11 protein-coding genes are annotated in these 13,611 nt (G+C 63.9%); 2 read left to right on the forward strand and 9 right to left on the reverse strand.

Annotation, left to right across the window (positions count from 1 at the left end; translation table 11 throughout):
- Nucleotides 1-41 precede the first annotated feature (41 nt).
- From cmoB to ACIPZB_RS14045, 7 genes are all read right to left on the reverse strand, one after another.
- Nucleotides 42-998: a tRNA 5-methoxyuridine(34)/uridine 5-oxyacetic acid(34) synthase CmoB gene (gene cmoB / locus ACIPZB_RS14015; RefSeq protein ID WP_400640795.1), complete on the reverse strand. Its 957-nt coding sequence runs from the start codon at nt 996-998 to the stop codon at nt 42-44.
- A complete protein-coding gene (cmoA, locus tag ACIPZB_RS14020; RefSeq protein ID WP_400640796.1) occupies nt 995-1,738 on the reverse strand; it encodes a carboxy-S-adenosyl-L-methionine synthase CmoA in 744 nt (247 codons plus the stop codon). The genes cmoB and cmoA overlap by 4 nt, the downstream gene beginning before the upstream one ends.
- Before the next feature lie 89 nt (nt 1,739-1,827).
- Complete coding sequence (locus ACIPZB_RS14025; RefSeq protein ID WP_008094967.1) at nt 1,828-2,220, reverse strand: protease inhibitor I42 family protein; 393 nt, start codon at nt 2,218-2,220, stop codon at nt 1,828-1,830.
- 154 nt (nt 2,221-2,374) lie between these two features.
- On the reverse strand, nt 2,375-4,795 hold the full coding sequence (gene lon, locus ACIPZB_RS14030; protein ID WP_400640797.1) for an endopeptidase La: 2,421 nt from the start codon (nt 4,793-4,795) through the stop codon (nt 2,375-2,377).
- A gap of 228 nt (nt 4,796-5,023) precedes the next feature.
- Nucleotides 5,024-7,435 (reverse strand): glucose/quinate/shikimate family membrane-bound PQQ-dependent dehydrogenase, encoded by a 2,412-nt coding sequence (locus tag ACIPZB_RS14035; RefSeq protein WP_400640799.1) that lies wholly within the window; start codon nt 7,433-7,435, stop codon nt 5,024-5,026.
- Nucleotides 7,436-7,463: 28 nt separating this feature from the next.
- Nucleotides 7,464-8,798 carry a carbohydrate porin gene (locus ACIPZB_RS14040; protein WP_400640800.1) on the reverse strand — a complete coding sequence of 445 codons (1,335 nt, stop codon included), beginning with the start codon at nt 8,796-8,798 and terminating at the stop codon, nt 7,464-7,466.
- A gap of 295 nt (nt 8,799-9,093) precedes the next feature.
- Nucleotides 9,094-11,127 carry a TonB-dependent receptor gene (locus ACIPZB_RS14045; RefSeq protein ID WP_400640802.1) on the reverse strand — a complete coding sequence of 678 codons (2,034 nt, stop codon included), beginning with the start codon at nt 11,125-11,127 and terminating at the stop codon, nt 9,094-9,096.
- Between the two features lie 169 nt (nt 11,128-11,296).
- Here ACIPZB_RS14045 and ACIPZB_RS14050 point away from each other — a divergent pair, with 169 nt between their 5' ends.
- Together ACIPZB_RS14050 and ACIPZB_RS14055 are read left to right on the forward strand one after the other, a co-directional pair.
- The gene (locus tag ACIPZB_RS14050; protein WP_008093990.1) at nt 11,297-11,518 is read left to right on the forward strand and encodes a VF530 family DNA-binding protein; all 222 of its coding nucleotides are present in this window, start codon (nt 11,297-11,299) and stop codon (nt 11,516-11,518) included.
- Between the two features lies 1 nt (nt 11,519).
- Nucleotides 11,520-12,161 carry a Pr6Pr family membrane protein gene (locus ACIPZB_RS14055; RefSeq protein WP_400640804.1) on the forward strand — a complete coding sequence of 214 codons (642 nt, stop codon included), beginning with the start codon at nt 11,520-11,522 and terminating at the stop codon, nt 12,159-12,161.
- Between the two features lie 119 nt (nt 12,162-12,280).
- On the opposite strand, the gene ACIPZB_RS14060 is transcribed toward ACIPZB_RS14055, so the two are convergent.
- Together ACIPZB_RS14060 and ACIPZB_RS14065 are read right to left on the reverse strand one after the other, a co-directional pair.
- The gene (locus tag ACIPZB_RS14060) at nt 12,281-13,039 is read right to left on the reverse strand and encodes a siderophore-interacting protein (RefSeq protein WP_400640805.1); all 759 of its coding nucleotides are present in this window, start codon (nt 13,037-13,039) and stop codon (nt 12,281-12,283) included.
- The gene (locus tag ACIPZB_RS14065) at nt 13,032-13,577 is read right to left on the reverse strand and encodes a PadR family transcriptional regulator (protein WP_400640806.1); all 546 of its coding nucleotides are present in this window, start codon (nt 13,575-13,577) and stop codon (nt 13,032-13,034) included. The genes ACIPZB_RS14060 and ACIPZB_RS14065 overlap by 8 nt, the downstream gene beginning before the upstream one ends.
- Nucleotides 13,578-13,611: the final 34 nt, after the last annotated feature.

Below are 13,611 nucleotides of genomic sequence, written 5' to 3' on the forward strand. Positions count from 1 at the left end.
TCGGCACAGGTGTGATTCGGGCGCCGTGATCGGCGCCTTTTTTATTTGCGCGCCACCAGGGTCGCGCGGCGGGGGGCCGGCAGGCCCTCGATGGTCTTGCTGTGGTCGTTCGGGTCGAGGAAGTCGCCGAGTGACTGGTAGCGCATCCATTCGGTGCTGCGCTGCTCCTCGACGCTGGTCACACTGACATCCACGCAGCGTACGTCGCTGAAACCTGCGCGCCGCAGCCAGCGCTCCAGCGCTGGCACCGAGGGGAGGTACCAGACGTTGCGCATCTGCGCGTAGCGGTCTTCAGGTACCAGCACCTGTTGCGCGTCACCCTCGATGACCAACGTCTCCAGCACCAGTTCGCCGCCTTTGACCAGGCAGTCCTTGAGTGCGAGCAAGTGTTCGATGGGCGAGCGGCGGTGGTAGAACACGCCCATGGAGAACACCGTGTCGAAGCCCTCGAGATTGGCAGGCAGGTCTTCCAGGGCGAACGGCAGGTGCCACACGGGCAGCTCGGGCAGGTACTGCTGAACGGCCTGGAACTGGCAGAAGAACAACCAGTTGGGATCGACGCCGATGACCATGTCGGCACCGGCACCGAGCATGCGCCACTGGTAATAGCCGTTGCCACAGCCCACATCGAGTACGCGCTTGCCTTTGAGGTCGAGGTGCGGACTGACCCGCGACCATTTCCAGTCCGAACGCCATTCGGTGTCCACATGCACCCCGAACAGGTCGAATGGCCCTTTGCGCCAAGGCGACAGGCCCATCAGCGCATCGCGCATGCGGGCGCGGGTGGCGTCGTCGCAGTCGCAGTCCAGGCGCAGGCCATCGACCAGGTCGATCTGGCTGGGTTGCAGGGCCGGCAAGGCGTCGAGCGCACCGCGCCAACGGTCCAGGTCGCCGTGGCCCTTTTCCAGCTTGGTGTCCAGTTGTGCTTGCAGGCCTTGCGACCAGGAAGCCAGTGGCGTGCCCGCCAGGCGGCGGACGAGGGGAGACAGATCGATCATGGCAGGGCTATCAACGAGGCAAAGTTAAGGCATTGGAACCACGTCACCACCTTGCTGAAGCCCGCCGCGCGCAACCGCTCGGTATGGGCCTGCAGGGTATCGGGCTTCATCACGTTCTCGATGGCACTGCGTTTCTGGGCGATTTCCAGTTCGCTGTAGCCGTTGGCGCGTTTGAAGTCCAGGTGCAGTTCATTGAGCAGTGTCTGTTCCTCATCGTCGGCGAAACGCAGTTTTTCCGAGAGGATCAGCGCGCCGCCAGGCAGCAAGGCCTGCCGGATGCGGCCGAGCAGTGCCAGGCGCTGTTCGGGAGCGATGAACTGCAGGGTGAAGTTCATCGCCACCACCGAAGCGGGCTCGAAGGGCAGGGTCAGGATGTCGGCGTCCAGTACTTGCACCGGTAGCAGTTCCTGGAACATCGAATCTTGCGCGGTGAGGTACTGGCGGCAACGCTCGACCATGGCCGCCGAGTTGTCCACGGCGATGACCCGGCAGCCCTCGACGCGCACATGGCGGCGCAGCGATTGGGTGACGGCGCCCAGCGACGCACCAAGGTCGTACAGCGCGGTGTTCGGCTGGGCGAAGCGCCCCGCGAGCACGCCGAGGTTCTCGACGATGGTCGGGTAACCGGGTACCGAGCGCTTGATCATGTCCGGGAACACGCGCACCACATCTTCGTTGAACACGAAGTCGGGGACTTGCTCCAGAGGCTGGGCGAAAAGGCGGTCGGGTTGTTTGCTCACGGTGAATCCAGGCGGCTGACAATAGGCAGGGCCGGCATTCTAGCCAAACCGCGACAAGGATGCATGGTTGGCTGACCAGCGCTGTGCGATCAGTTAACCCGTACGGCGCAATCGAAGGTCTGCACCGGTCGCACTTCCGGGGCCCATGGCTGCTGATAGACCAATACCAGATGACCTTCACCTGCAGCGCGGGCCTCGAAGCGCCAGCTGGAAATGCCCGCGCTGCCAACGATTCCGGCGTCTTCGGGGGCGCTGTAAACCTCGGGGCCGAGGCTGCGCAGTACATTCGAAGCCGGGTTCTGCACCAACCAGCGGTAGCCGGTAGTGGGATTGCTGGGCAGCGTCAGGGTCAGGGCCTGGCCGACTTGCAGGCGTTGGGGGCATTCGCTTTCGGCGTCCAGTTCGACGGTTTGCCTGGGCTGTTGGGCGCAGGCGGTGAGCAGGGCGAGGCTCAGGGGAACGAGCAGACGAGGGGCAGTCATGGTGGCTCCGGAGGCTGGCGATGGCCTGAGGATACCCGAAGCAGATGAGAATTTGTGCTGACTCTTGAGGCCCCATCGCCGGCAAGCCGGCTTCCACAGGGATCTCTCCAACCCCTGTGGGAGCCGGCTTGCCGGCGATGGGGCCCTGTGCAGATCAGAACAGCACTTTCGCCACGTCGGCAAAGCGTTTGGCGAAGTGTACGGTCAGCCCTTCACGCAGATAGTCGGGTAGCTCCTCGAAATCACCGCGGTTAGGCTCGGGCAGAATCAGCTCGAAAATCTTCTGCCGTCGCGCCGCAATCACCTTCTCGCGCACGCCACCAATCGGCAGCACCTGGCCGGTGAGCGTCAGTTCGCCGGTCATCGCCACGCCTTTTTTCGGCGGCTGGTCGCGGGCCAGCGACAACAGGGCACTGGCCATGGTGATACCGGCACTTGGGCCGTCCTTGGGCGTGGCACCTTCGGGTACGTGCAGGTGAATGAAGGCTTCATTGAAGAAGCTTGGGTCACCGCCAAACTGCTGGAGGTTGGAGCTGACGTAGCTGTAGGCGATCTCGGCGGACTCCTTCATCACGTCACCGAGCTTGCCGGTGAGCTTGAAGCCACGGTTCAGGGTGTGGATGCGCGTCGCTTCGATCGGCAGGGTGGCGCCGCCCATGCTGGTCCAGGCCAGGCCCGTGATGACACCCTTGCCGGCCAGCACTTGCTCACTGCGGAACACCGGCATGCCCAAGGCGGATTCGAGATCCTTGTTGCCGATCTTGAGCTTGGCATCCGGGTTTTCCAGCAGCTTGACCACAGCCTTGCGCACCAGCTTGCCCAGCTGCTTTTCCAGTTGCCGCACGCCGGCCTCGCGGGCATAGCCCTCGATCACCGTGCGCAGGGCGCTGTCGCTGATGCTCAGGCTGGTCTTGGCCACACCGGCCTTGTCCAGTTGCTTGGGCCACAGGTGGCGCTTGGCGATGGCCAACTTTTCTTCGGTGATGTAGCCCGACAGGCGGATCACTTCCATCCGGTCAAGCAGTGGACCGGGGATCGAGTCCAGGGTGTTGGCGGTGCACACGAACAGGACCTTGGACAGGTCCAGGCGCAGGTCCAGGTAGTGGTCGAGGAAGTCGACGTTCTGCTCGGGGTCGAGGGTTTCCAGCAGCGCCGACGCCGGGTCGCCCTGGTAGCTCTGGCCCATCTTGTCGATTTCATCGAGCATGATCACCGGGTTCATCACCTCGACATCTTTCAATGCCTGCACCAGCTTGCCGGGCTGAGCTCCGATATAGGTGCGGCGGTGGCCTTTGATCTCCGCCTCGTCGCGCATGCCGCCGACACTGAAGCGGTAGAACGGCCGGCCGAGGGATTCGGCGATGGACTTGCCGATGCTGGTCTTGCCCACCCCGGGCGGGCCTACCAACAGGACGATGGAGCCGCTGATCTCACCCTTCCAGGCGCCCACGGCGAGGAATTCGAGGATGCGTTCCTTGATGTCGTCGAGGCCGGCATGGTGCTGGTCGAGCACCTTGCGGGCATGCTTGAGGTCGAGCTTGTCCTTGCCGTACACGCCCCAAGGCAGGGCGGTGGCCCAATCCAGGTAGTTGCGGGTGACGGCATATTCGGGCGAGCCGGTTTCGAGGATGGCCAGTTTGCCCATCTCTTCGTCGATACGTTTCTTGGCCTGGTCCGGCAGGGTCTTGCCCTGCAGGCGCTGCTCGAACTGTTCGAGGTCGGCGCTGCGGTCGTCCTTGGTCAGGCCCAGCTCCTGCTGGATGACCTTGAGCTGCTCCTTGAGGAAGAACTCACGCTGGTGCTCGCCGATCTGCCGATTGACCTCGGCGGAGATCTCGTTCTGCAGGCGTGCGACCTCGACTTCCTTGCGCAGCATCGGCAGGACTTTCTCCATGCGCTTGAGCATGGGTACGCAATCGAGCACTTCCTGCAGCTGGTTACCGGTCGCCGAGGTGAGCGCCGCGGCGAAGTCGGTAAGCGGCGACGGGTCGTTGGGGCTGAAGCGGTTGAGGTAGTTCTTCAGCTCTTCGCTGTACAGCGGGTTGAGCGGCAGCAGCTCCTTGATCGCATTGATCAGGGCCATGCCATAGGCCTTGACCTCGTCGGTCGGCTCGGCCGGCTGGTGCGGGTACTCGACCTCGACCAGGTACGGCGGGCGATGGTGTTTGAGCCAGGTGCGGATGCGCACCCGGGTCAGGCCCTGGGCGACGAACTGCAGCTTGCCATTCTCGCGGCTGGCGTGGTGAACCTTGACCAGGGTGCCGTACTGCGGCAGGGCCGAGGTGTCGAAGTGGCGGTGGTCTTCCGGTGGGGTGTCCATGAAGAACAGCGCCAGCGAATGGTGCGGGGTCTTGGCCACCAGGTCGAGGGTTTCGGCCCACGGTTCTTCGTTGACGATCACCGGCAGCACCTGGGCCGGGAAGAACGGGCGATTGTGGATCGGAATCACGTAGACCTTGTCCGGCAGCTGCTGGCCGGGCAGGGCGAGGGCGTGGCCGGGTTCGGCCTGGGTATCGAGGTGTTCGGCTTCGCTGTGTGCGTCGGGTGGTTGCGGGAAATCCTGCTGGTCGCTCATGGGGCACCTGCGTGAATGACTATGGTGCTTAGATGGGGCGCGGGGGGATGGGTTTCAATGGTAGACGAAGGGAGCAGGGAGGGGTTTCATCTTGGGGAGCCTGTATCGGCTTCAATCGCCGGCAAGCCGTTTCCCACAGGTACCCCACTGCTTTCAAGGCCTGTGGAATACCAGTGGGAGCCGGCTTGCCGGCGATAGCGGCGGTAAGGTCACCGCCGCCGCCGAAGATTACTCAGCCAATTTGTAAGCGATGATGTAATCGCCCATCCGGGTACCCAGCGAGCCGTGGCCACCCGCGACGATCAGCACATACTGCTTGCCGTCCTTGCCGGTGTAGGTCATCGGCGTGGCCTGGCCACCCGCTGGCAGGCGCGACTTCCACAGCTCCTTGCCATTGTTCACGTCATAGGCGCGCAGGTACTGGTCGAGGGTGCCGCTGAGGAACCCGACGCCACCGGCGGTGACGATCGAGCCGCCCATGCTTGGCACGCCCACCGGCAGGCCGATCGGCACCGGGGTGCTGTCACGGGTGGTACCGTTCTTGCGCTTCCACACGACCTTGTTGGTGAACAGGTCGATAGCCGCCACGTAGCCCCATGCTGGCGCCTGGCACGGTACGCCCAGGGGCGACATGAACGGGTGCATGGTCACCGCGTAAGGTGCACCGGTGTTCGGCTGTACGCCACTGGTCTCGCTTTCGCGCTTGCTGCCGGCGGCAACCTGCTCGCGTGGCACCATTTTCGACACGAAGGCCATGTAGTTGGGCGAGGTGAACAGCAACTGACGCACCGGGTCGACCGAGACGCTGCCCCAGTTGAACACGCCGACGTTGCCTGGGTAGACCAGCGAACCTTGTTCGGACGGCGGCGTGTACTGGCCTTCATAGCGCAGCTCGCGGAACTGGATACGGCACAGCATCTGGTCGAACGGGGTGGCGCCCCACATGGCCTGTTCGGTCAGTTCCGGGCCGAGCAGGTTGAGGTCGGAACGGGCCTGGGTCGGCGCGGTGTGGTCACCTTTGACGGCGCCCTGTGGTACCGGGATCTCGCGAATCGGTACGATCGGCGTGCCGTCGCGGCGGTCGAGCACGTACAGGCTGCCCTGCTTGGTCGGTACGATGATCGCCGGCTTGATGTCGTCCTTGGTCTTCAGGTGCACCAGGGTTGGCTGGCTGCCGACGTCCATGTCCCACAGGTCGTGGTGGGTGAACTGGTAGTTCCAGCGCGCCTTGCCGGTGGCCAGGTCGAGTGCGACCACGCCAGCGCTGTACTTCTCGGCACCTGGGGTACGGTCAGCGCCATACTGGTCGGGGGTCTGGTTGCCCAGTGGCAGGTAGACCATGCCGAGGTCTTCATCGACGCTGGCCAGCGACCACATGTTGGCCGAGTTGCGGCTGTAGGTCTTGCCTGGGGCCAGTGGCTTGGTGTCGTCCGGGTTGTTGCTGTCCCAGTTCCACACCAGGCGGCCATCGTGCACGTCGTAGGCGCGGATCACGCCGGACGGTTCGTTGGTCGACTCGTTGTCGGTGACGTGGCCACCGATGATCACCAGGCTGCGGGTGACCGCCACCGGCGAGGTGGCGTAGTAGCCGCCGGCGGTGAACGGGCCGATGCCCGTGGTCAGGTCGATTGCGCCCTGGTTGGCGAAGCCTTCGCAGACCTTGCCGTTGTCGGCATTGATGGCGATCAGGCGGGCGTCGGCGGTTGGCAGGTAAAGGCGGCGCGGGCATGCCTGGGCCACCACTTGACCGGCGTCGGAGACTTTCGGTGCCGGGCTGCCATCACGGCTGACGTAGGCATTCTCGTCATAGTACGAGACCCCGCGGCAGGTCATGTGGGCAAAGCCTTTGAAGGTGCCTACGGGGGTCTTGATCTGCGGGTCGAAGCGCCAGATCTCGGCACCGGTATCCGGGTCCAGCGCCAGCACCTTGCTGTGGGCGGTGCAAGCATAGAGCATGCCGTTGGCTTTCAGCGGCGTGTTCTCGTTGGTCAGTTCGACCGGGTCGTTGTCGTTCGGCAGGTCGCCGGTGCGAATACGCCAGGCCTCTTCGAGGCGGTAGGCATTTTGCGGGGTGATCTGGCGCAGGGGCGAATAACGGTCGCCATGCTCGGTGCGGCCATAGGCCTGCCAGTCGCCGTCAGGCATGGCCGGCGCGGCGCTGCCCATTTCACTGTTGTCGCGGCCGAGCTCACCGAAGACTTCGCCTGGGTGGGTGAACTGACTGCCCAGCGCGCAAGCGCCGGAGGCCAGTACCGCCACGCTGAGCAGCGCCGTGTTGGCCGTGTTGGCCGGGCCGGTCAACGGGCGACGTGCCCACGGCAGCAGCAGCACCACGCCGATGGCGAACCAGATAGCCAGGCGCGGCACCAGTTGCCACCAGTCCAGGCCCACTTCCAGAAATGCCCATACGGTACTGCCCAGCAGTACCAGGCCATACAGACCGAGGGCGATGCGGCGCTGGGCCAGCAGCAGGATGCCCGACAGGGCAAAGCCGATGCCTGCGATCAGGTAGTAAAGCGACCCGCCGACCTGGCTCAGCTTGATTCCGCCCGCCAGCAGGGCCAGGCCCATCAGCAACAGCAGCACGCCCATCAGGCGCGGTAGCCAGCGGCTTCCATTCTTGGCACCGTCAGTGCTCATCGTATGTTCTCCGTTAGGTTGAAAATTGTTAGAACGTGCTCTGGATCTTCAGGCCGCCGACCACGGCGTCGTCGACCTGCGACACCCCGCCCGGATGGCGGATGTACTGCAGGTTCGGGCGCACGGTGAGCCAGTCGGCCAGGTGAATGCCGTAATAGAGTTCGGCGCTGTATTCGGTGTCCTGCACCGGCAGGTAACCCGGATCGTCGTAGTCGTCGAGCCCGGCGGCCTGGTTGGCCAGGCGGGCGTTCTTGCGGTAGGCGGGATTGACGTGCACGCGGGCGAGGGCGAAGCCGATGTCGTCCTTGGCGCGGGCGTCGAAGGGGCCCTTGAATAGCAGTCCTGCCTGAACATAGTTGTCGATGGCATTGGTCTTCTTGTCGTGCACCGTGGCGTTGGCGAACAGGCTCAGGCCACGCGATCGGTCGGATGCCAGCGAAGTGACCTGCTGCTGGGCCCCGATCCATAGGCCGTGCTTGCTCGAACTGCTGCGGTAGGCGTCGCCACTGATGGCGGCCGGCTGACCGTTGCTGTCGTTCAGCACATCCTGAGCCTTGGCATTACTGTAGTAGTAGCCGGCGCGATATTCCCCTTTCAGGCCATTGACCGTCGGGCTCCAGACCAGTTCGATCGGCATCACGGCGCCCTGGGTGCCGCTGCCGCTGAGCTTGAAACCGTTGCCAGACTCAAGGTTGGAGGGGTTCTGCTCGTATACGCCGACCTGGGCGTACAGCGTGTCATCGAGGTTGTAGCGTACCCGCAGGGCCCACTGGCTGACCGGCCAGTTGTACCAGACGCTGCCGGCCCAGTTGCCCACCTGCGAGCCGCAGAAGGCCAGGTTCTGGAAGTCGCAGGGGAAGCTGTTGAAGTCCTCGCCTTCGCCGAAACGGCCGAATTTCACGTCCAGGGCGCCGTCGAAGTACTTCTGCTTGATCCACATCTGCGTCAGCCGCCAGGTTTCGCCCCGGCCCCAGACTTCCTGGGCTGAGGTGAAACCGCCGACGCGCGGGTCGTTGATGCGGTCGTTGCTGATGTTGTCGCCGTGCCGTTCGGTGACCGTCAGTTGCACTTCGGTGTCTTGCCAGCCGAGGATCTTTTCCAGGTCCAGGTGGCTGCCAAAGGTGAACTGGTCGCTGTAGCGCGCGGTGCGGTCATGGTCGTAGCCGCCGTGCAGGTTGCTGCCCATTTCGCCGGTGTAGCCGAGGGTGAAGTCGTAGCCTTGTTCCAGCAGTTCGCTGCGGGTGCCGGCCCAGTCGCCCAGCATCCAGGGGGAATCGCTGGCGAACGGTTCACTGGCGCTGGCGGGAGTCGCCAGGGCACCAAGGGCAAGGCCGATGTAACAGGGTTTGGGCAGTTGGAGCATGAGGTAGCGCTATCTTCTGATTATTGAAAAAACGGCAAGCGCATCGAAGGCTGGGCCTTCAATGAATATGGCGACAAGATTGTCTGAGTGAAGCGTTTCAGCTTGCGTCGGGAGGATATAGGGGAAATTGTAAGAAAAAAAGACAAATTGTCGCAGTTTATTGTTGCTGATTCGGTAATAGTCGTGGGGGCTGCTTTGCAGCCCATTCGCCGGCAAGCCGGCTCCCACATTCAGGGCGGCGCGGTACCTGTGGGAGCCGGCTTGCCGGCGATGGGGCGCAACGCGCCCCTGGCAATCAGAAGGCAGTACGCAGCCCGACTTCGACACTACGTCCAGGCGCCGGCGCAATATCCCGCAGGATCGAACTGGCATAACGCACGGTCTGGTCCGTCAGGTTCTCGCCACGCACGAAGGCCAGCCACTGGCTCTGACCGATGTCGAAGCGATAACCGACGCTCGCCCCCAGCGTGGTATAGCCATCGGTGCTGGTCTCATTGGCCGGCGTACGGTGCTGCGAGGCAGCATGCTGCACATCGACCCGTGCCTGCCAGCGTTCCAGCTCCCAGACCAGGCCACTGTTCAACCGCAGTGGCGCGATGCGCGGCAACGGCTCGCCGCTGTCGAGGTTCTTCGCCCGGGTGTAATCACCAGACAGCTCAAGCGCAAAGCTGCCATAACGATTCTCCAGCAGTTGCCAGCGGTCCTGGGCTTCGATGCCATAAAACCGCGCCCGCACGCCTTGATACTGGTATTCGGGCAGGTCACCGTGGTCGTGATCCTCGTCGCCATGGTCATGATCGTGCCCTTCGCGCAGATTGCCGGTACCGATCAGCCCGATGTAGTTGCGAAAGTGGCTATAGAAGACCCCGACGCTGCCTTTGTGCGTACCGTTGTCGAAGCGCAGGGCCAGGTCGGCGGAGATGGCTTTTTCCTTGTCCAGGTTGGCATCGCCGACCTCGAACGCCCCGGTCGCGACGTGAGCGCCGTTGGCGTACAGCTCGTAGAAGGTCGGCGCCCGTTCGGTGTAGGCGAGGTTGGCAGCCAGCGACCAGACCGGGTCGAGCTGGTACACGGCCCCCGAAGACAGGCTGTAGGCGTTGAAACTGCTGGCGCTATCGGCATCGACGAAATTTTCGTTGCCTTTGGCATCCGGGTCCACGCGGGTATGTTCCAGCCGGGCGCCAAGGCTCAGGTTCAGGCGTTCGCTGGCCTGCCATTGCTCCAGCATGAACAGCGCCAGGCTGTCGGTGTCGGTGTGCGGAACGAAGGCTTCCTCACCGAGGGCCGAGAATTCGTTGCGGCTGACCTGGGCGCCGAGCACACCTTCGAGCGGGCCGATCGGTTGGTGGCGAGCTTCGAGGCGTGCCTCGTAGCCTTTGTTCTTGAAGGTGGTGTGAACCTCGCCGCTCTCGATCTCGCGGTGCTGGTAGTCGGTGTAGCCGGCATCGACCTTGACCGAGCTGAACGGGCCGTCCAGGTCACGCAGCTCGGAGGCAAAACCGTAGTGGTCCTGCTGCATGTCCAGGCGCACGCCGGGTTCGGCGACCGAGCCGTAGTTGCTGTCGTAGCGGCTGTAGGACAGGCCGGTGTAGCCATGATCCCAGTGGTAGGCGCCGCCGATCGCGCCGCCATCCTGCCGACCGTCGCTGTTTTCCAGGCGATGCTTGCTGCCCGGTTCGTCGGCGCTGCGCGCGCTCGAACTGCGCGCATAACCGGGTATCCGAAGGTCGTTGAACTGGCGGCTGTTGGCGTCCAGGTGCAGGGCGAAGGTGCCGTCGCCGGCCTCCAGTTTGCCGGCACTGCTGCGGGTGGTATCGGCGCCGCCGTAGCGCAATTCGCCCGCACCGTGAATGCCCTCCACCGGCGCGTCGGGAATGCGGTTGTCGAAGGTGTTGACCACGCCGCCAATGGCATTGCCGCCGTACAACAGGGCGGCAGGGCCGCGGACGATTTCCACGCGCTCGACGGTAACCGGGTCCAGGGGGACGGCGTGATCGTAGGACAGCGACGAGGCATCCAGCGCGCCAACGCCGTTACGCAGGATGCGGATGCGATCGCCGTCCAGGCCACGGATGACCGGGCGACTGGCGCCTGGACCGAACCAGGTGGAAGCGACCCCGGGCTGCTTGTTCAACGTTTCACCGAGGCTGCCGTGTTGCTGCTGCAGCAGGTCGTCACCGGCGAGCACGCTGCTGGGGGCGGCCAGCTGTTGGGTGCCCAAGGGATTGGCGGTGATGACCTGGGGTTCGAGTTCAACGGCCTGGCTGGGCGAGGCGGCAAGCAACAGCGCGACCGAGAGAGGGGAGAGGCGTAGCGGGATGTGCAGCATGGGGCTGTGACGTTCCTTGGCAGAGGCTTTTGTGATGTTACAATATAACATCACTATTTCAGCACAGAGCTTTTGCCCCTGGCCAGCGTTTTTCGTGGACCACTCCACATCCCACCCACCACTACACTCGTGTAAGGTGCGCATCTTTTTTCAACGCTGGAGCACTGGCATGAGCACGGCCCAACACAACGCGCTGCACGGCAAGACCCTCGAACAGATCCTCACCGAGCTGGTGGCGCACTACCAATGGCAGGGTTTGGCCGAGCGTGTGGATGTGCGCTGCTTCAAGAGCAACCCGACCATCAAGTCGAGCCTGACCTTCCTGCGCAAGACGCCCTGGGCGCGGGAGAAGGTCGAGCAGCTCTACGTGAAACTGCAGCGCCAGGCCTGATATGCCGCGACACCCCTGCTTGACCTTGGTGGCCGTGCTGGGCTGGCTGGGCCTCACGGTGCAGGTCTACCTGGTGCTGCTGGCGCGCTGGCAGGAACAGGCCAGCCTCATCGGCGGGCTGATCAATGTGTTCGGCTATTTCACGGTGCTGACCAATACCTTGGTGGCAACTGTCCTGAGCTACGCGGCTTTTGGGCGGGAGTGCGGTGCCAAGCGGTTCTTCCTGTCGCCAGCAGTGAGTTCCGCGGTGGCCGCCAGCATCATCCTGGTGGCGCTGGCCTACAGCGTGTTGCTGCGGCACCTGTGGCAACCCGAAGGGTGGCAATGGCTGGCGGACGAACTGCTGCATGATGTGATGCCGGCGCTGTATGTCTTGTACTGGTGGTTCGTGGTGCCCAAGGGCAGCCTGCGGCTTTGGCACCTGGCTGCGTGGGCGTTGTACCCGGCGGTGTATTTCGGCTATGCGCTGTGGCGGGGCAACGAGATCGGGGTCTATCCGTATCCGTTCCTTGATGTGGCGAGCCTGGGGTATGGGCAGGTGATGCTCAATGCGCTGGGGGTGTTGGCGGGGTTCTGGGGGATCGGCTTGGTGTTGTTGGGGCTGGATCGGTGGCGCGGGCGGCGGGTGCATGGATTTGCTTAGGCTGTACCGGCCCTATCGCCGGCAAGCCGGCTCCCACAGGTACTCCACAGGGCTCCAGGGCAGCGCTGTACCTGTGGGAGCCGGCTTGCCGGCGATAGGGCCAGTACAGACGAAAAGAATCACTCGTCGTCCGCAGTGCCCTCAGCCCGCCAATAGGCCGCAGCCTTGAGCGCATCTTCCGAAACTCCCTTCTCCAACAACAACGCCTTGGCCTGCCGAGTCAGCGATTTCTCCAGGGCTACCCAGCTGTACAGCCTCCCTTCAGGCAGCCCCAAGCCTCCCAGCAACGCCAACAAATCCTCATCGCGCTTCACCCAGATCACCTCGACCTGCGCCTGGCTCGGCAGCGGCTGGCGCTCCTGCTCATCCTCGATCTGGATCACTGCCAACACCTGGCGACCTGCCGGCAGCTCCTCAAGGCGCCGGCCGATGGCCGGGATGGCCGTCTCGTCACCCACCAGCAGATAACTGTCGAAGATATCCGGCACCACCATCGAGGCACGCGGCCCGGCAATGTTCAGGATCTGACCGGGTGCGGCCTGGGCCGCCCAGGTCGAGGCAGGGCCATCGCCGTGCAGCACGAAGTCGATGTCCAGCTCGTTGGCGATCAGGTCGATTCGCCGAGGCGTGTATTCACGCATGGTCGGCCGCATAGCGCCGTCGCGCCCCAGGTTGCCGGCGTCGATGGCCTGTTGCTGCTCGGCCGTCTCGGCGAACAGCAGCTTGATGTGGTCGTCGCTGCCGAGGCTGGTGAAGCCTTGCAGTTGCTCGCCACCCAAGGTGATGCGGCGCATGCGTGGGGTCAGGTCGATTACCCGCAGCACCTGCAGACGGCGCTGGCGGATCTCGTGGTTGATGCGGTGGATGCTGTCACTCATGGGTATTCTCCGTGGCGGGGGCGGCCGGTCCCGAGGCAATGGCCTTGGCCGTATCGTTGAGCAGGTTGCGTACCCGCTGGATTTCTTCGGGGGACCAATGGCCGCTGTGCATGTGCAGGGCATGGCGCAGGTTGCCGACCGCTTCATGAATCTCGGGCGGACGGTCGTGGCCACGCAAGGCGCGCTTGCTGACTTCGATGCGCATGCGCACACCGTCCAGGGCTACGGCCTGTTCGACGAGGGCGTTGCGGCCGGCGTCAGTGATGGCGTACAGGCGTTTGCTGCCCTGCACCTGGCCGCTGATCAGCTCGGCTTCCTCGAGGAAGTTGAGGGTGGGGTAGATCACCCCGGGGCTTGGCGTGTAGCTGCCGTCGAACAGGTTTTCGATCTGGCGGATCAGGTCGTAACCATGGCCAGGCTGTTCGGCCAGCAGCGACAGCATCAGCAGTTTCAGGTCGCCGGGGGCGAATACCCGAGGGCCGCGCTCACCGCGGCCAGGCCGGCGTTCGAAGGGATCATGGGCATGAGGGTCGCGCATGAGCGTGAGGCTCCGTCGTTTAGATATATCGAAA

It is taken from the genome of Pseudomonas sp. NPDC089396 (genome assembly GCF_044749545.1).
Taxonomy (GTDB): Bacteria; Pseudomonadota; Gammaproteobacteria; order Pseudomonadales; family Pseudomonadaceae; genus Aquipseudomonas.